Consider the following 19036-nt stretch of genomic DNA (forward strand, 5'->3'; position numbering starts at 1 on the left):
GTTTTGCGGAAGCGCCGACCGGAGAATCGTGCCAGGTGGCGGCGACGATGCTCAGCGCGTCGCCGCAATCCTGGCGCGGAAGCTCGCCTGCCCCTGCATGATCTTGTCGACCAACGCATCGAGCGCCCAGAAGCGCTCATGGATGTCGAAGTCGACGGCCCGGCTTCCGATGCAGGAGAATGTACCGAGCCGCTGGTGATACAATTTCGCCAGCTTGGGATAGCCCATCGGCTCGGCCATCGCGGCAAGCGCGAGACAGACGGAAAGATCGTCCGCCAGTGCCGGCTCGGTGGAATGGCGTATCATGAGCCACTTGTACAGATCCGGGTGAAAGTTCGTGAACACGCCAGTGAAACCTCGCGAGCCGGCCTTCATCGCATCGAAGGCGATCGCCGCATTGGCATTCACGACGGCAAGTTTTGAGTTCTTCGTCAGCGCCACCCGGCGTTGCACGGTGGCGAGATCGCAGGATACGTCCTTGAGAATCACGAACCGTCCGCTCTCGGCGCAGAATCTCAGCTCCTCGTCGGAGAGGAGCCGGCGGAACGGCGCGGGGCATTCGTACAGGCCGAGCGGCAGATCGGCCGGCAGGCGATCGAGCAGCCAGCGCAGATGATCCATGAAGGCGGCGCTTCCCTCGTCCTTTGGATCGAGGCGGTTCGTCACCAATACCAGGCCGTCGACACCGGTGGCGGCAATCGAGGTGAGCTCGGTCAACTGATCTTGGCGCGATTCGCTGATATGGCCGGACGCAATAACCGGCAGCCGGCCTGCTGCCTTTCGCGCGACAAAACGGGCGAGCTCAACGCGCTCATCGAGGCCAAGAAACTGCATCTCGCTCGACTGGGCCACGGCGAACAGCGCATCCGCGCCGTTTGCTATGTACCACTCAATGAGGTTTTCGAGCCCCTGAAAGTCGATGGCATCCGCTTCGGTGAAGGGGGTCAGCATCACGGGAATGATGCCTTGGATTGGTGCGGTCACGGGCCAGCTCCTAAAACGGCGGAATCACGTCGATGATAACGACGAGGCCGACGTTGCGCGCCTCGATGGGGAAGGTCAACAGCAGGACGCCGTTATGTAGCGCGGTCGGCACCACGCCGCGCGCTTGGATCGGTGCCTTGTCCCTGTGTCACGTCCGAGCGGACGAGAGATGACGGGCGAGAAATGCGACCCCGCGCGCGGCGCCATCGGCGCTCACGCGATGGGTGGCGAACGCATCACCGACAAATTCGAGGCGGGCGCCATAGCCGTGGGAGAGCAGATCGGCCTGCAGTCGAACGCTTTCTGCATAGGGAACCACTTCGTCGCGCTGACCGTGCCACATGAAAAGCGGCCGCGAACCGATCTCATGCAACCGGTTTGTCACCTCGTAATCGGCAAGGCTCTTCAGGCGTCGATCATGTTCCTCGCGCGTCTGCTCGGCAAAGCTGCCGAGCGGTGGATGGACAGTCCGCGCGGCATCCCGGAAATAGCCTGATGCCATGTAGCTTGCGGCAGCCGCAATCCAATCGTAGCGCGCGAGGCAACCCAGCGTGACGAAGCCGCCCATGGACGTCCCGGCAACACCGATCATCCGGGTATCGAGGAGTCCGCGCCGCTCGTAGAAATCGCGATAGGCCGGAAGCTCGTCGATCGAGCGTTTGAGTATCTCGTAGAAGCGGCCGAGCCGGACCGCGTCATCGCCATCGAAGCGCGCGCCATGCGTGTCTGCTTCCGGCAGGATGGCCCTGAGTCCGGCCCTCGCTAGCATGTATCCGAAGAACGCGCTGACTTCCTTGGACGATCGATAGCCGTGAAAGAAGAAGACGGTCGGCAGCGGCCGTTCCATGGCATCGCGTGGTGCCGCGTGAATCGCCGGGATGCCGTCAATGCTGTCTTCGAACATCAAGATCACGGATACGCTCCTCGGATGGTCCCTAAGCCTTGCAGCCTGCGCTGGAGATCCATCGTGAACCTGGCCGGATCCGAGACGTCCTGCCCGACGATCAGAGGTGCCACCATGTCGAGGATCGCGGCCGAAACGGCTGGCCGGCACGCGTAGGAAAAGCATTCCCCCCAGCCGACAAGTCCGTTCTCCGCTGTGATCCGTACGAGGACGGTTTCGAACCGGTCCCACCGCTGCGGCGTGAGATCAATGCCATCTCCTCCGTCCGCGAACGGTATGTCGAGCTCGTAAACTTCAACTGCTGCAATGCGCATTCTGCATTCGCATTCTGGTCGTTTCTCACCACTCGGAAAGGCGGCTTGGAGAGCCGACGAACTCGCCATCGACGAACGAACCGCCCTGCGCGAATTCGCCGGGCCTCAAGATTGCGTCCATGGCGGGGTACGGATCTTTCTCGATGATCGCAGCCGCATAGTCTTCCGCCCGGTCGAGTGGCCTGTAACCGAGCACGTCGGCCTCGGCGCCATCATAGAAGGAACGCGCATTGTCCGAGACACCATATGCCACCGCGTATCTCAAATCGGGCTTCCGTACGCCAATGGCCACGAGCTGCGCGAAATCGCGAGGACTGAGCCAAATCGAGAGTCGTCGTCGATCGATCGGTTCCGGTTCGGCCGAACCGATCCGGATGCAGAGCACGCGGAGTCCGTACTTGGCAGCGAAGAACGCACCGAGCAGCTCGCCGAAGGCCTTGGTCACCCCGTAGCGGCTGTCCGGACGCAAGGGACTATCGGCGCTCAGGCGGCGATTGCGGGGATACATGCCGACCACGTGATTGCTGCTGGCGTAGATGACACGCTCGACACCGGTTGCTCGCGCCGCTTCAAAGACGGCGATGCACCCCTCGATGTTCCCGGCGATCTGATCCTGCCACGGAGCATCCGTTGTGCAACCAGCCAAATGCAGGACGGCACGGCAGCCCGACATGGCCGCGCGCAACCCGTTCTGGTCGGCAAGGTCGCACACGACCTGCTCGTCTTCGCTGGACTCAATGAACTTGCTCCGGTCGAGCAGACGCAGTTTGAATCCAGCGCGCCGCAAGTGGGGAATCGTCATCCTCGCCACGCTGCCCGCCCCGCCCGTTAGCAGCAGCCGATCTTCCGCGCTCATATCGATATCTCCCTCTGCACGCCTCAAGCCTCCAGCGAAATGTGGACGGCCCCCTGAAGGCTTCGGCCCGGCTGCAAGACCACTCGGCCGGCGCCCTGTATCCCGGCTTCCGTCATATTGAATCCGTCAGCCGCGTGACTGGTCGGCTCGACGCAAAGGTATTGCACCTATCCAGGCTGGTGCACGACCAAGTGTCCGAACGTCGCATCCGCCCATATGCGGATGACGTCGCGGTTGAACCTGCGAATTTCGAACGTTCCATCCCAGCCGCTGCGATAGAGCGTGACTGGCTCCTCCGGCAGAGAACGTTCGGGACAAGAATGTCTCGTGGCACGCCGTCGCGCCCCAGACGAAGATCGATCACGCGACCTCCGAGCGCCGGAGCGATCTGGAGTCGCGCCCCACTCTCGGCCAGCTCAAAGATCCCTTGCAACTTCGTTCTCCGTCATGCTGGGTTCGGCGGCCTCCTTCGCTTTGGGGAAGAAGGCCGTCCGGTTCTCGTTACGCAGAAGCAAGACCGCTGACCTGTGTTGCCGTCGCGCGCCGCTCACCGATGACTATCGCGACGACCAGAAAGGCAACAATGTCAAAGACGGAGAGCAAGACGAACAACGGCTCGTAACCGAACACGCCAGATAGTTGCCCGAGCAGGAGCGAGAATAGCGTTCCACCGATCCAACCTGCCATGCCGCACATCCCTGTCGCCGCCGCGATATCCCGTTTCTCGAACACGTCCGTGCCGAGGGCATAGAGGAGGCTGGACAGCATTCCATGCGCGAACGCACCAAGGGAGAAGAGCATGATCGCAGCGATCGGGCCGCTGACCAGCCCGAGGAGCCCCGGACCGATCATGCAGGATGCGCCTATACCGACGACCGCAATCCGCGAATTGATGCGCGTCATGCCGAACATTCTGACGAGCAGCGGGGCCAAATATCCGCCGAGGATGCAGCCGAGGTCGGAGCCAAGGAACGGCAGCCATGCGAACAAGGCAAACTGCTTGATGTCCATTCCGCGCGCGGTGATCATATAGAGCGGAATCCAGAAGCTGAAGGTTTGCCAGGCCGGCTCGGTCAGGAACCGCGCGACCGCGATGGCCCAGAACTGACGCTTCGCCAGAACCTCGCTGAACGAGGGCTTGGCAAGCACGGATGCGTCCTGTCCCGCCAGGATGTACGTGCGCTCCTCCTCGCCGAGGCGGCCATGCTGCTCCGGATCGCGATACAGAAAGAACCACAGCAGCCCGTAGACGGCAGCCATCGTGCCGCTGATCACAAACGCGACCTGCCATCCCCAAGCGAGCGATAGCCAGATTACGAGGGGCGGGGCGATCGCACCGCCGATCGAACTGCCTGTGGTGACCCAGCCGGCTGCGACGGATCGTTCCTTCGCCGGAAACCAAATGCCAAACGTCTTCACTGCGGATGGAATGGCCGCGGCTTCAGAAACTCCCAGCAAGGCCCGGAAAAGCGCCAGCGACAGCCAGCCGCCCGCCAATGCATGCAGTGCGCAGGCAGCCCCCCAAGCAACGGAAAAAAGAGAAAATCCGCGTCGAAGGCCAATGAAGTCGACGATGTAGCCCGCAAGAGGCTGCATGAACGCGTAGCAGAGGCCGAACGTTGCAACGATATAGGAATATTGTTGGGTCGAGAAATTCAGCTCATGCTGGAGCGTTGGGGCCAAGACGCCCAATATGTTTCGGTCGATGTAGTTGATCACGGTCCCGGTTGCGACCAGCGCCAACATGTACCAACGTAAGCCAGGCAATGCCTTCATGTTTCCTCTCCAAGAGTGACCTCTCCGGGTCATTCGTTTCCGTAGATGCCCGCGATGTCCTGCTACCATCGACGGAGGAACTCAGCGCTGAGGTAAAAATTGGCAGCGCACAGGGCGCAACGACCTTCACCCGCCGAAGCGCCACGGCCCAATTCGCGCTCGAATACGTCGCACGCCACCCCGATATCAGTTGTTTTCAGAGCACGGAGCAGTGACGTCCTTTTTGTCAGAGCAGGAAGTCGAATTCCGCGAATTTTGTCGCCTCGCGGAACGAGCCATCGATCACGGTTACTGCCGATGCTGCCGTAAGAAGCGCGCGTCTCCTTCTCTCGATTTTTCTTTGAAGGCGATGTTGCGCACGGTTGCTCTTTGAGCTCAAGTTACGCCAGTCATTCACGGCGTCCGCAGTCCCACGAAGTGAGACTAAAGCGCGATAGCTGGATGAATCGTCATCCCTCTTCAGGTTATTGTTTGAGCATGATCTTCGCGCAAAACGCGTTCCGCGTTTGTCGCAAGGGAAAACCGCTTCACACTTTGCGCTAACGCGGCCCTTCGGGCCGGATCGTGCTCTAGAAAATAAGCTTTGGCGTCATGCCCATCAGGCCGCGTCTACGTGCTGGCGGCTGAGCTAACGTGCAGTTCGCAGGATGTTGGCCATCCGGAGGAAATCGTGTCTCTGAGCAGAAACTTCGCCACCACATCGATCTGCTCGGATGCCATCAATGGCGGGACGTGTCCGCAATCGTCGAACTGAAAGACGTTGGCCACTCGATTGCGCTTGCGCATCTCGGCCGCGAGATCGAACGACAGCAGGTCCGAATTTATGCCGCGCAGCACCAGCACGGGCACGTTGATGGCTTCCCAATAGTCCCACAGGTTCAACGCCGCGAACCAGGGCAACCTGAAGCCCTTGGCGATAGCGGGATCGCATAGCAGCGCATAGCCCTGCCGGCCGTCATCCCAGCGGACGCTATGTTCGGTCAGGTGACGCCAGTGCTGATCGGCGAGCTTGCCGTAAGGCGCCAGCACCGTCCGGAAGTACGTCTCGGCATCCTCGATGGACTTGAACAGCGCCGGCATGTTGCCGATGTACTGGCCGATCCGTTGCAACCCCGTCGACGACACGAAGGGACCGATGTCGTTGATGACGAGCCTGCGCACGATGCTGCCGGAGAAACCGGCCATGATCATGCCGATCAGGCCGCCCAGCGAGGTCCCGACCCAATCCACCTCGGACACGCCGAGACGCGCGATCAACGCGTTCATGTCGGCGCAGTATTGCGGCAGCGTGTAGTGGTCGGGGTTGTCGATCCAGCCGCTGCGGCCTCGGCCCGGCAGGTCCGGGCAGATCACGCGACGGCCGGCAGCGACCAGCCGTGCCGCAAGATGATCGAAGTCCCGCCCCTGCCGCGTCAGCCCGTGAACGCAGACGATCGGCCTCTTGTCGTCGACGGGCCCCCAATCGGTGTACGCCAGCTGGTGGAAACCAGACGGCGAAAGGCCCTGCACGACACCCTGGCGATCAGGCCGAGGCTGCTGCGACCCGTCCCTTCGAACCCTCAATGCCGCCTCTTCCGAACCGTCAGACATCCCGCCTCTCCTGGCAAGTCACGACACGAACGCTTGCCGCGCACGGCGCCGACAACCCGTGAGCCAATTGACGTTCGTTCAACAACGCTACGATTTCCAGTTTTTGCGCATCTCTTCGAAATTGTCCGTCATGCGCTGCTTGATCAGGTTGAACACCTCGGCGTTGGACTTCGCCGTCATCTCGGCAAACTCGCGAGCGCTGGTCAGTGCCGCCTCGAACGACTTGGCCGCCAATTCGCGTCCCTGCTCGCCGGAAAGCTTCATGTCACGCATCATCGCCGCCGCGTGCTCCGATGCGGAGCGAAGAATTTCCAGCTGATGGCGCGACACCTCGGCCGCCGTTTCGTTCGACAGCTGAGCCGCCTTGGAGATGGCATCGATCGTGTTGCGCTGCCTCTCGAGCAATGCGGGCACGTCGACATCGGGCAATTTGAACGTCCGTGAGAGTTGCTCCATCTGCTCTTTCACGGCCTGAGCGATCTTGTCGGCGTCTGTCGTCATACATCTCTCCTTGAATATTCTACCTGTTCGCTGGATCGATCGATGCTTGAGAGCGTGCAAAGCGCTGTGCTTCGGCCTGCGTCTCGAAGATGTGCGGGGCGACGTGGCGCTCGGCGAGCCCTTCGCCCAGCTTCAGGCGCATGAAGGCGCTGGTGGTGTAGCGCGAGGCCGAGCTGTAGTAACGCTGCTCGAGATAAGCGATCATCGAGAAATAGGTGTCACTGACGCTCGGCTCCAGATGGAAGCCGTCGTAGTTTGCGACCAGCGCCACCGGCTTGCCGACGGCGCGACAGGCGCGCTCGACCTCGCGCCGGACCAGATCGACGTCCTCGACGGTCCTGACGTCAAAGCCCTCGAAATTGACGAACAGCGTGTTGCGCTCGGCATCATAGCCGATACGGTCGGCGAGACCCCGGCCGAGCAGCATGTGGGCGAGCCCCATCGGTCCCTCACGGAAGATGCGCGGGTCCATCGGGCGCACGTTGCGGATCTGCGGCTCGAAATCCATCTGACCGAGAATGTCGCGGTCGATGTCGATGCCGGGCGCCACCTCGATCAGCTCGACGCCGACCGGCGTCCGCTGCAGCACGCAGCGCTCGGTGACATAGAACACCGGCTGGCCGGTCTCGGCGGCATGCTCGCCGCTGAAGGTGATCTGCTCGACCGCGGAGATGAACTTCTTCGCGGAGCCTTCGCGCAGGACGTGCAGCGCGCCGTCCTCGACCGCGACCTTCAGGCCGCCGCTGGTGAAGGTGCCCGCGAACACCAGCTTCTTCGAGCTCTGCGAGATGTTGATGAAGCCGCCGGCGCCGGCAAGCCGCGCGCCGAAGCGGCTGACATTGACATTGCCCGCGCCATCCACCTGCGCCATGCCGAGGCAGGCCAGATCGAGCCCGCCGCCGTCATAGAAGTCGAACTGCTGGTTCTGGTGGATCACCGCGTCCGGATTGAGCGCGGTGCCGAAATTGAGCCCGCCCTGCGGCATGCCGCCGATGATGCCGGGCTCGGCGGTCAGGGTCAGGAATTTCAACATGTGCTCTTCGGCGGCAACCGCGGCGACGCCCTCGGGCATGCCGATGCCGAGATTGACGACGCCGCCCGGCGGCAGCTCGAAGGCGCAGCGCCGCGCGATGATCTTGCGCTCGTCGAGCTCCAGCGGCTTGACGCGGTCCATCGGCACGCGCTGGCGGCCGGAGAAGGCGTGGCTGTAGGTCGCGCCGTAGGTCTGGACGTGATTGGTGGGGTCGGCGACGACGACGCAGTCGACCAGGATGCCGGGTATCTGCACCTCGCGCGGGTTGAGCGAGTTGCTCGCCGCGATGCGTTCGACCTGGACGATGACGAAGCCGCGCGAATTCTTCGCCGCCATGGCCATCGCCAGATTGTCCAGCGTCAACGCCTCGCGCTCCATGGTGATGTTTCCGGCCGGATCGGCCGTGGTGCCGCGCAGCAGCGCCACGTTGACCGGAAAGGACTTGTAGCGCAGCCACTCCTCGTCATTGATCCGCATCAATTCGACGAGGTCTTCGGTGGTGCTCTCGTTGAGCTTGCCGCCCTGCAGGCGCGGATCGACGAAGGTCTTCAGACCCACCTTGGAGATCACGCCGGGACCGCGCGCGGCGATGTTGCGATAGAGATGGGAGATGCAGCCGAGCGGCAGATTATAGGCCTCGATCCGGTTGGCGAGCGCGAGCTCACCGAGCTTGGGTACCAGCGCCCAGTGACCGCCGACCACGCGCTTCAGAAGACCGTCATGGGCGAGCCGATTGAGGCCGCGGTCGGCGGCATCGCCGGGCGCGGCGGCGAACATCAGCGTCAGATCCGACGGATGGCGGGTCTCGCGAAACCGCTTCTCCAGCGCGATCAGGAGCTCGTCGGGGGTGCCGATGCCGACGAAGCCGGATGTGCAGACCGTGTCGCGATCGCGGATGATGGCGACAGCCTCGTCGGCGGAAACGATCTTGTCTTTGCTCATCATGCGAGTTCCCGGGTCATCGCGCTAGTCCCTGGCTGCCAGCCACGCCGATATGCCCTTGCTCAGCGATCCCTGCGACTTGCTCGACACGAACAGGCCGACATGGCCGCCGGGCAGCTCGATCTCCGAATAATCCTTGGTGCCGACATGCTCACCGAGCGCGCGCGAGCAGGTCGGCGGGATGATGTGGTCGTTCAGCGCAAACACGTTGAGCACCGGCGCGGTGAGCTTCGAAAGATCGACGCGCCGTCCCGACAGGACGAACTCGCCCTTCACCAGCTTGTTGTCCTGGTAGAGGTCCTTGAGCCACTGCTTGGCGGCCTCGCCCGGATGGGCCGGCCGGTCGGCAAGCCACTTCTCCATCCGCAGGAAGTTCATCAGCCTGGCTTCGTCGTCGAGGACGTCGATCAGGTCGACGTTGTATTTGGTCAGCGAGCGCATCGGCGTCATCAGGGAGAACACCGAGCTCATGAACTCGCCGGGCAGCCCGCCATAGGTATCGACGAGCTTGTCGACGTCTGCACGATCGAGGCTGCGGGTCCAAAGGTTGAGGAAGCCGTGATGGGTGTCGGGATCGTCGCGGTCGGCATGGAAGTCGATCGGCGTGATCGTCAGCACCAGACCCTTGACCTTGTCCGGATGCAGCGCGGCATAACAGGTCGTGAACACCCCGCCTTCGCAGATGCCGAGCAGCGTGATCCGGTCATGGCCAGTCTCGCGGCAGACCCGCTCCACCGCGGCGTGGATGTAGTCGTCAACGTAATCGTCAATCGTCAGCCAGCGCTCGGTGCGGTTGGGCTGGCCCCAATCGACCAGCCAGAGATCCAGCCCCTGGCGCAGCAGGCTGCGGACCAGCGAGCGGTCCTCCTGCAGGTCGGCCATGGTGTAGCGGCCGATCAGGCCATAGGCCAGCAGCACCGGCGTCCTGACCTTCTGCTCGGCGATGGGGGCGTAGCGAAACAGCTCGACCTTGTCGCGGCGCATGATGAGCGTCTTCGGCGTCGCGCCGACATCGACGTCATCGTCCCTGATGGTCGACAACAGCTTACCGGCCTTCAGCAGCTTGTCGGTCATCTCGGCGAACGGGCCGGTCCCGTTTGGCTGGTCGCTGCTCATGCCTCTCCCCGCGATCCCGCTTCACCCAAGCGCCGCTCCAGCGCCCGCACCTCACGCCTGAGCTCGGTGAGCTGGCGCGTCACCTCGTCGAAGTCGCGCTGGGTCGGGATGCCCAGCACGGCAGCGATGGTGTCGGCGATCTCGGATTGCCGCGCTCGGTATTCGGTCGCGGCCTGCAGCAATTGCTTCTGCGCGACCAGAAACTCCTCGGTGCGCTGGTTGGCGATCAGCTCCTCATTGGCAAGCTCGTTCCAGGCCCCAAGATGCTCGCGCCAGCCGGCGTCCTTGGCCTTTCCATCCGGTTGCCTTGCGCTGAACTGCTCCGCCGCGCGCATCCAGGGTTTTGCGGCCACCACTTGATAGGCCGCGAGCTTGCCTTGCAGGTCGCTCCAGGCCGCCGTCAGATGCGCGAGCTTGCGGTCGAAATCCAGCACGTCGGCAAGTCGCGGCCCCTTCGCCATCCGCTCAATGGCTTCAGCGAGGTCATTGCCGGCGGTCATGCCAAAACCGCTCTCGGCGGCGCGCTTCATGATGAAGGGCAGCATCGAGCTCGACCAGGTCTCGCCGATTCCGGCGGTGACGCCGGCCATCGCGCGCCAGGATTCCATCCATTGCGCGGCGAGCGGCCCAAACGGATTGGCCTGGCTCTCCTCAGCCATGGGAGGCCTGCACATAGCGGTTGCTGCCGTCGTCGAAGGCCGCGCTGTAGATCGCGTAGGCATCGTCCAGCGTCAGCTCCCTGGGATTGTTGACCAGGAGGCGCGTCTGCTTCATCGCATCCTCGGCAAGCTTCTTCAGATCGTCGCGGCCGATCCCGACGTCGGCGAGCGAGGGCGGCACCTTGCAGTCGCGACCGATCGAGGCCATCTCGTCGATGAAGGCCCGCGCCTTCTCCGCCTGACTGCCGCGTAGGCCGGGCTTCACGATCTCGGCCAGCTCCGCATAGAGCGGCTCGGCCGCTGCCAGGTTGAACTCGAGCACATGCCGCAGCACGAGCGCATTCGACAAACCATGGGGCACGTGGAAGATCGCGCCGATCGGATAGGCCAGCGCGTGAACGGCTGCCACGGGAGCATTCGCAAACGCCATGCCGGCGAGCATCGAGCCCAGCAGCATCTGCGAGCGGGCCTCGAGGTCTTTGCCATTCTCGCAGACGCGACGCACATTGGCCGACAGCAGCGCCAGCGCCTGCCGCGCGAGCTGGTCTGACATCGGGTTCTTCTTGACCTTGCTGGTGTAGGCCTCGATGGCGTGCACCATGGCGTCGATGCCGGTCGCCGCGGTGACGGCCGCCGGCAGGCCCAGCGTCAGTTCGGGATCGAGGATCGCCCAGTCCGGGATCAGGACCGGCGAGACCACGCCCTTCTTCTCCGTGGTCGGCGTGGTGACGATCGCGATCGGCGTCACCTCGGAGCCGGTGCCGGCCGTGGTCGGCACCAGCAGCAGCGGCAGGCGCTTTCCTTTGGCCAGCCCGACGCCATAGATGTCATCCAGGCGATCCGGCGTCTTGGCGAGGTAGGCGACGAGCTTTGCGGTATCGAGCGCGCTGCCGCCACCGATCGAGAGTACGAGCTCGATGTTGCCCGCCTGGCAGGCCGCGACCGCCGCTTCGACGACATGGGAGGGCGGATCGGCGACGACGTCGTCGAACACGCTGACCTCGATCCCGGCTTCGGCCAGCGAATCCTCGGCGCCCTTGGTCAGGCCTACGCCGCGCACGCCCTTGTCGGTCACCAGCATGACGCGGCGGGCACCATAGCTGGCGACGAGTTCGTCGATCTTCCGCGAGGCACCCGGCTCGAACAGGATGTTCGACGGCGACTGGAAGGTGAATTTTCCGATCATGTTCCCTCTCCTCTTCTCAATGGTGCCCGGACTCACGCTCGCCGATGCAGCACCACCATCTTTTCCTGTGTCATGTCGCGCATGGTGTAGGGGATGCCACCGACGCCGTAGCCCGCCTCGCGCCGTCCGGCGAACGGCATCCAGTCGGTCCGGAACGTGGTGGGGTCGTTGATCATGACCGCCGACGCATCGAGCCGCTCGCTGGCGCGCAGCGCGACGTCGATGTCCTCGCTGAACACGCAGGCCTGGAACGGTACCCGCAGCGAATTCGCCTGCGCGATCGCCTGGTCCAGATGCGCGTAACGATAGACGCACACGGCCGGACCGAACACCTCCTCGCGCGACACCCTTGCGTCGGCCGGCGGCTCCAGCAGGACCGTCGGCTGCATCGTGGTGGCCGACAGCCGCTCACCGCCGATCGCCCGCTGCGCGCCGGCCGCCACCGCCTCACCGATCCAGTCGGTGATGCGGTCGACCTCCTTGGGATTGATCAGGGGCCCGACCTCGGTCTCCAGCAAGGTCGGATCGCCGGTCCGCAGCTTGGCGACACGGGCGACCAGGCGCTCGGTGAAGGTCTTGAAGATGGCTTCGTGCACGAAGATGCGCTGGGTCGACACGCAGACCTGGCCGGCATGGTAGAAGCCGCCCTTCACCAGCGGCTCGATGATGCGATCGAGATCGGCGCTGCGATCGACGATCGCGGGTGCCACGCCGCCATGCTCGAGCGCCGAACGGGTGCCATGCGCGAGCTTGCTGTGCAGCCGCCAGCCGACGCTGGCCGAGCCGATGAAGCTCAGGAAGCTGATGCGGGGATCGCAGGCGAGCTGTTCGGCAAGCGCGTTGCCGCGCGGCATGAAGGTCTGGCACCAGGCCTCCGGCAGGCCGGCCTCATGCAGCAGCGCGACGAAATCACGGCAGCTCAGCGGCGTCGCGCTCGCCGGCTTGACGATGACGGGACAGCCGACCGCGACCGCCGGCGCCACCTGGTGCACGATCAGATTGAGCGGATGGTTGAAGGCGGAGATCGCGAACACGACACCGATCGGCTCGCGCGTCGTGAAGGCCCAGCGCTTGGCGGAGGCCGCCGTCAGTCCCATCGGGATCTCGCGTCCGGCAAAGGCCCGGAGCTCGTCGGCGGCGCAGTGCAGGCCGTCGATGGCCCGCGTCACCTCGATGATCGCGTCCGTCAGCGGCTTGCCGCCTTCGCGCGCGATCTGGCGCGCGAATTGGTCCCGCCGTCCGTCCAGAAGACCGGCAGCCCGCCGCAGCACCGCAATGCGCGCATGCGGCGCCAACCAGCCGTCGCGATCGCCGAGGACGCGCACCGCCGCCCCAAGCTTGGCTTCCATTGCCTCGACATCGTCGACCGGGACCTCGGCAAAGGCGACCCGGTCGAACGCTTGTACAACCTGTAGCATCATTCTCTCGTCAGGACGGCTCAACGCCGAGCTTGCGGTTGCGCAGCTCATCGACCAGCACGCGCGTGTTCTCGGAATAGTCGATGGCCACATCGACGAGATGGACGCCGCCGCCCTTGAAGGCCGCTTCCAGCGTCGGCAGCAGCCCGTCCACCGAGGTGACGCGCGAGCCCTTGGCGCCGTAGGACTCCGCATAGCGGACGAAGTCGGGATTGCCAAAGGAGAGGCCGAAGTCCGGGAAATTGTCGACCGCCTGCTTCCAGCGGATCATGCCGTAGGCACCGTCGTTGAGGATCAGCACGACCAGGTTGAGCTTGAGGCGGACCGCGGTCTCCAGCTCCTGGCTGTTCATCATGAAGCCGCCGTCGCCGCAGATCGCCATCACCCGGCGGTCCGGATAGAGCATCGCCGCCATCATCGCCGACGGCAGGCCGGCGCCCATGGTGGCGAGCGCGTTGTCGAGCAGCAGCGTGTTGGCGACATAGGTCCGGTAATTGCGCGCGAACCAGATCTTGTACATGCCGTTGTCGAGCGCGACGATGCCGTTCTCGGGGATCACCTGGCGGATGTCGTGCACCAGCCGCTGCGGCGTCACCGGCCAGCGGCTTTCCGTGGCGCGGTCGGAGATCCGGCCGAGAATGCCTTCGCGCAGCGGCAGCAGCGCCCTGGCGTTCGGCAGCCGGCCTTCGAGCCGATCGGCGAGCAGCTCGAGGCTCGGGCCGACGTCGCCCACCACCTCGGCATGCGGGAAATACACTTGTTCCACCGTTGCCGGCGTATAGCTGACATGGATCACCTGCGGCCCCTTCGGGCCCATGATGAAGGGCGGCTTCTCCACGGTGTCGTGGCCGATGGCGATGATCAGATCGGCCTGGTCGATCGCCTCATGCACATAGTCGCGTTCGGACAGCGCAGCCGTGCCCATGTAAAGGCTGGTGCCGCCGGGCACGGTGCCCTTGCCCATCTGGGTCGTGAAGAAGGGAATCCCGGTCCGCCGCACGAAGCCGGCGATGCCGAAGGTCGAGCGTGGCCGGCTGGCGGCCGCGGCCAGCATGATCAGCGGCTTCTTCGCTGTCAGGATCATCTCGGCCGCGCGGTCCAGGGCTGCGCGATGCGCCACCGGAATCTCGATCGGGTGGATCGGCACCATCGGCACCGGCTCGACCTCGTCGCCAGCGATGTCCTCAGGGAGCTCGAGCAGGACCGGGCCCGGACGCTCCTCCATCGCGACACGGAAGGCATCGCGCACCAATGTCGGAATGCTGGCGGCGCTGACGATCTGCCGGGACAGTTTTGTGAGCGGCTTCATCGACGCGACCACGTCGACGATCTGGAAGCGCGCCTGACGGCTGCTCATGATCGCCTTCTGGCCGGTGATCATCACCATCGGCATCGCGCCAAGATGCGCATAGGCCGCGCCGGTCGAGAAGTTCAGCGCGCCCGGACCGAGCGTCGAGATGCACACGCCGGGCCGTCCCGTCAGCCGGCCATGCGTCGCCGCCATGAACGCCGCCGCCTGCTCATGGCGGGTCAAGATCAGCTGGATCTTCGAATTCCGGAGCGACTCGACGACGTCGAGATTTTCCTCCCCCGGCACGCCGAAAATCCGGTCAACGCCCTCATGTTCCAATGCTGCGACCAACAGGTCAGAGCCCTTCGTCATCTTCCTCTCCTTGTTGCCGAGCACCGCAGTGCACCACGTAATCGCGCCAGGCTTCTCTTCCATCGGCTTTCAGTTTCTTGTTTCCTGCCGAACTATACGATGCGGGACGACAGTCCTGCCAATTGCAGGGTGGACCGTCATAAAGCTCGAAGGCCTTCCGTCTCAGATAGCGAGACTGCCGGGCCGGGAGTTCGCCTGATAACCCACCGATCGGAGATGTGCTGGCCTGGTGACCAGCGATCCGAACGGCCGCCTCATGCTCCCGTGACGATCAATGGCTCAGAGCGCTTCACCACATTCCATTCCCCGCCTTTGCAGAATCAGGTCACCAGGCGCTTGATCACCGCGCCCGCAAAATCCGCCGTCGAGACCTTGCCGCCGAGATCGGCGGTGCGAACATTGTCGACCTGCAGCGTCTGCTCGATCGCCGCGCGGAGCCGCGTCGCAAGATCGTCCCTGGCGACGTGCTTGAGCATCAACCCGGCCGCGAGCAGCAGAGCGAGCGGATTGGCAATCCCCTTCCCGGCGATATCAGGTGCCGAGCCGTGCACCGCCTCGAAGATCGCGGCCTTCTCGCCAATATTGGCGCCGGGCGCCATGCCCAGCCCGCCGACGAGGCCAGACATCTGATCGGACAGGATATCGCCGAACAGATTGGTCGTGACGATGACGTCGAACTGCCACGGGTTCATCACGAGCTGCATGGCGCAGGCATCGACAATGCGGTCATCCATCGCGATCCGCCCCTCATATTCTTTGGCGATCTCGCGGCCGGCTTGCAGGAACAGCCCGGTCAGCGCCTTCAGCACGTTGGCCTTGTGCACCACGGTGACCTTCTTGCGGCCGTGCGCGAGCGCGTATTCAAACGCGAAGCGGACGATGCGCCGTGCCTCCGCGTGCGTGTTGACGCCCGAGGAGATCGCAACCGCGTGCGGATCGTCACCGACGGCGATGAAGTGCTCGAACGCCACATAGAGGCCTTCGATGTTCTCGCGGATCAGGACGAGGTCGATGTCCTCGTAGCGACCGCCGGGCACCATCGTCTTCACTGGACGCAGATTGGCGTACAGCCCGAACTCCTCGCGCAGGCGGACGTTGACCGAGCGGAAGCCGCCACCCACCGGCGTCGTCAACGGCCCCTTCAATGCAAGCTTGGTGCGGCGGATGCTGTCGACCAGAGCTCCCGGCAGCGGATCGCCGGCGCTCTCGATCCCGGCCATGCCGCCCTGCTGCACGTCCCACTCGAACGGCGAACCCAGCGCATCGAGAATGCGCGTCACCGCTGCCGTGATCTCGGGACCGATCCCGTCACCGGGTATCAATGTCGCCGGAATTTTGCCTGCCATCTTCATTTCCTCTGTCTTGATCTTGCCTGAGAGACCGGCGGCGCGTCACGCCGCAAGCTGGCGCAGCACGTAAGGCAGGATGCCGCCGTGCTTGTAGTAGTTGAGCTCGTCGAGCGTATCGATGCGGCAGGTCAGCGGGACCTGCTTCGCCGTGCCGTCCGCCATCGCGATGTCGATCGTGATGCGCTGGCCCGGTGTGATGTCGGTGAGCCCCCTGATCGAGACCTGCTCGGCGCCGGTCAGGCCGAGGCTCTTCCATGACGTGCCTTCATCAAAGACAAACGGCAGGATGCCCATGCCCACCAGGTTGGAGCGATGGATGCGCTCGAAGCTTTGCGCGATCACCGCACGGACGCCAAGCAGTTTGGTACCCTTTGCCGCCCAGTCGCGCGAGGAGCCGTTGCCATATTCGACGCCGGCGAACACGACCAGCGGGACCTTGTCACGCTCGTAGCGCATCGCCGCATCGAAGATCGACATCCGCTCGCCGGACGGCTGATGCACGGCCCAGCCGCCTTCCGGCGTCGCGCCACCCTCGCCCGTCACGGCAAAATTCTTGATGCGGATGTTGGCGAAGGTGCCGCGCACCATCACCTCGTGATTGCCGCGCCGCGTGCCGTATTGATTGAAATCCTCCTGCCGGACCTGGCGGCCGCGCAGGAACTCTCCTGCCGGCGACGATAGCTTGATCGAGCCCGCCGGCGAGATGTGGTCGGTCGTGATCTTGTCGCCGAACAGACCGAGGATGCGCGCGCCGACGATGTCGCCGGTCGGCGCGGGCTTCATGGTGATGCTTTCAAAGTAAGGCGGGTTCTGCACGTAGGTCGACGACATGTTCCAGCGGTAGGTCAGGTCGGTCGCGACCTTGACCGCCTTCCAGTTGGCATCGCCCTCGAACACGTCGGCATACTTGGTCTCGAACATCGTACGCGTGACATTGTCGCGGATGAACTGTTCGATCTCGGCATTCGACGGCCAGATGTCCTCGAGGTAAACAGGCAGGCCGTCAGGGTTCTTGCCGAGGGGCTCATTGACGAGATCGACCTGGAGGGAGCCGGCGAGCGCGTAGGCCACCACGAGCGGTGGCGATGCGAGATAGTTTGCCTGCACGTCAGGCGAGATGCGGCCTTCGAAGTTGCGGTTGCCGGAGAGCACGGCTGCGCCGATCACACCATTGTCGTTAATCGATTTGGAAATCTCCTTCTGCAGCGGCCCGGAATTGCCGATACAGGTCGTGCAGCCGAAGCCCACGAGATAGAAGCCGAGAGCGTCGAGGTCCGCCTGCAGTCCGGACTTCGCAAGATACTCCGCCACCACCTGCGAGCCCGGCGCGAGCGAGGTCTTGACCCAGGGCTTCACGGTGAGGCCCTTGCGCACCGCATTGCGCGCCAGAAGCCCGGCGCCGATCAGCACCGACGGGTTGGAGGTATTGGTGCAGGAGGTGATCGCCGCGATGACGACATGGCCGTGGCCGAGCTTGAAATCCTTGCCTTCGACGGCGAACTGCCTTTCGGCCTGGCCCTGCTTGCTGTACTCGCCCTCGAGCGCGGTGACGAAGTTCGTTTTGGCGACGGACAGGCCAAGCCGGCCCTCGGGGCGCTTCGGTCCTGCGAGCGAGGGCACGACCTCTTCGAGATTGAGCTCCAGCGTGTCGGTGAACACCGGATCCGCCATGCCTGGCGTCCGGAACAGGCCCTGCGCCTTGGCATAGGCCTCCACCAGTGCGATGCGGTCGCTCGCGCGGCCGGAGAGATTGAGATAGTTCAGCGTCTCCCGGTCGACCGGGAAGAAGCCGCATGTTGCGCCATATTCCGGCGCCATGTTGGAAATGGTGGCGCGGTCGGCCAAGGTCATGTGATCGAGGCCGGGCCCGTAGAACTCCACGAATTTGCCGACCACGCCCTTCTTGCGCAGCATCTGAGTGACGGTGAGCACGAGGTCGGTCGCCAGTACGCCCTCGCGGAGCTTGCCGGACAGCTTGAAACCGATCACCTGCGGCACCAGCATCGACAGCGGCTGGCCGAGCATCGCGGCTTCGGCCTCGATGCCGCCGACACCCCAGCCGAGCACGGCCAAACCATTGGCCATGGTGGTGTGGCTGTCGGTGCCGACCAGCGTGTCCGGATAGGCGAAGGTCTTGCCGTCGCGCTCGGCGGTCCACACCGTCTGCGCCAGATATTCGAGATTGACCTGATGGCAGATGCCGGTACCGGGCGGCACCACGCGGAAATTGGCGAACGCACCCTGTCCCCATTTCAGGAAATTGTAGCGCTCACCGTTCTGCTCATATTCGCGGGTGACGTTGTCATGCAGCGCCTGCGCATTGCCGAAATGATCGACCACGACGGAATGGTCGATCACGAGGTCGACCGGCACCAACGGATTGATCTTCGCGGGATCGCCGCCGAGCTTCTCCATGCCGTCACGCATCGCCGCGAGATCGACCACGGCGGGGACGCCGGTGAAATCCTGCATCAGCACGCGTGCCGGCCGAAAGCCGATCTCGGCCCCGGCTGATCCGCGGTCTTCGGTCCAGCGCGCGAGCGCCTCGATGTTGGCGCGCGTCACCGACTGGCCGTCCTCGAACCGCAGCAGATTCTCCAGCAGCACCTTCAGCGAGAACGGCAGGCGAGAGATGCCGGCAAGGCCGTTCTTCTCGGCGTCCGGCAGCGAGAAATAGGTGTAGGCCTGCCCGCCGACGACCAGTGTCATGCGGCATTTAAAACTGTCGAGACTGCTCATGGACGG

Annotated in this window: 15 protein-coding genes; all 15 read right to left on the reverse strand. The window is 64.0% G+C overall.

Annotation, left to right across the window (positions count from 1 at the left end; all coding sequences use genetic code 11):
- Nucleotides 1-51 precede the first annotated feature (51 nt).
- Nucleotides 52-984: a dihydrodipicolinate synthase family protein gene (locus tag SO140_RS31230; protein WP_449378729.1), complete on the reverse strand. Its 933-nt coding sequence runs from the start codon at nt 982-984 to the stop codon at nt 52-54.
- A gap of 148 nt (nt 985-1132) precedes the next feature.
- Nucleotides 1133-1888, reverse strand: coding sequence for an esterase (yjfP, locus tag SO140_RS31235; RefSeq protein WP_449378775.1), 756 nt, complete (start codon nt 1886-1888; stop codon nt 1133-1135).
- 5 nt (nt 1889-1893) lie between these two features.
- Entirely contained in the window at nt 1894-2202 is a 309-nt protein-coding gene (locus SO140_RS31240; protein ID WP_449378730.1) for a hypothetical protein, read from the reverse strand.
- Between the two features lie 25 nt (nt 2203-2227).
- A complete protein-coding gene (locus SO140_RS31245) occupies nt 2228-3058 on the reverse strand; it encodes an NAD-dependent epimerase/dehydratase family protein (protein ID WP_449378731.1) in 831 nt (276 codons plus the stop codon).
- 501 nt (nt 3059-3559) lie between these two features.
- Nucleotides 3560-4777, reverse strand: coding sequence for an MFS transporter (locus tag SO140_RS31250; protein WP_449378732.1), 1218 nt, complete (start codon nt 4775-4777; stop codon nt 3560-3562).
- Between the two features lie 666 nt (nt 4778-5443).
- Complete coding sequence (locus SO140_RS31255; protein ID WP_449378733.1) at nt 5444-6424, reverse strand: alpha/beta fold hydrolase; 981 nt, start codon at nt 6422-6424, stop codon at nt 5444-5446.
- Between the two features lie 87 nt (nt 6425-6511).
- Nucleotides 6512-6925 (reverse strand): TIGR01841 family phasin, encoded by a 414-nt coding sequence (phaP, locus tag SO140_RS31260; RefSeq protein ID WP_449378734.1) that lies wholly within the window; start codon nt 6923-6925, stop codon nt 6512-6514.
- Nucleotides 6926-6944: 19 nt separating this feature from the next.
- The gene (locus SO140_RS31265) at nt 6945-8903 is read right to left on the reverse strand and encodes an acyl CoA:acetate/3-ketoacid CoA transferase (protein ID WP_449378735.1); all 1959 of its coding nucleotides are present in this window, start codon (nt 8901-8903) and stop codon (nt 6945-6947) included.
- A gap of 21 nt (nt 8904-8924) precedes the next feature.
- Nucleotides 8925-10016: a class III poly(R)-hydroxyalkanoic acid synthase subunit PhaC gene (gene phaC, locus SO140_RS31270; RefSeq protein WP_449378736.1), complete on the reverse strand. Its 1092-nt coding sequence runs from the start codon at nt 10014-10016 to the stop codon at nt 8925-8927.
- The gene (locus tag SO140_RS31275; RefSeq protein ID WP_449378737.1) at nt 10013-10675 is read right to left on the reverse strand and encodes a poly(R)-hydroxyalkanoic acid synthase subunit PhaE; all 663 of its coding nucleotides are present in this window, start codon (nt 10673-10675) and stop codon (nt 10013-10015) included. The genes phaC and SO140_RS31275 overlap by 4 nt, the downstream gene beginning before the upstream one ends.
- A complete protein-coding gene (locus SO140_RS31280) occupies nt 10668-11858 on the reverse strand; it encodes an iron-containing alcohol dehydrogenase (RefSeq protein ID WP_449378776.1) in 1191 nt (396 codons plus the stop codon). Before SO140_RS31280 ends, SO140_RS31275 begins: the two co-directional genes overlap by 8 nt.
- 35 nt (nt 11859-11893) lie before the next feature.
- Complete coding sequence (locus tag SO140_RS31285; protein WP_449378777.1) at nt 11894-13279, reverse strand: aldehyde dehydrogenase family protein; 1386 nt, start codon at nt 13277-13279, stop codon at nt 11894-11896.
- 10 nt (nt 13280-13289) lie between these two features.
- On the reverse strand, nt 13290-14942 hold the full coding sequence (locus SO140_RS31290; RefSeq protein ID WP_449378738.1) for an acetolactate synthase large subunit: 1653 nt from the start codon (nt 14940-14942) through the stop codon (nt 13290-13292).
- A gap of 320 nt (nt 14943-15262) precedes the next feature.
- Nucleotides 15263-16288: an isocitrate/isopropylmalate dehydrogenase family protein gene (locus SO140_RS31295; RefSeq protein ID WP_449378739.1), complete on the reverse strand. Its 1026-nt coding sequence runs from the start codon at nt 16286-16288 to the stop codon at nt 15263-15265.
- A gap of 45 nt (nt 16289-16333) precedes the next feature.
- Entirely contained in the window at nt 16334-19030 is a 2697-nt protein-coding gene (gene acnA, locus SO140_RS31300) for an aconitate hydratase AcnA (protein WP_449378740.1), read from the reverse strand.
- Nucleotides 19031-19036 lie beyond the last annotated feature (6 nt).

This window comes from Bradyrhizobium sp. UFLA05-108 (genome assembly GCF_059803455.1).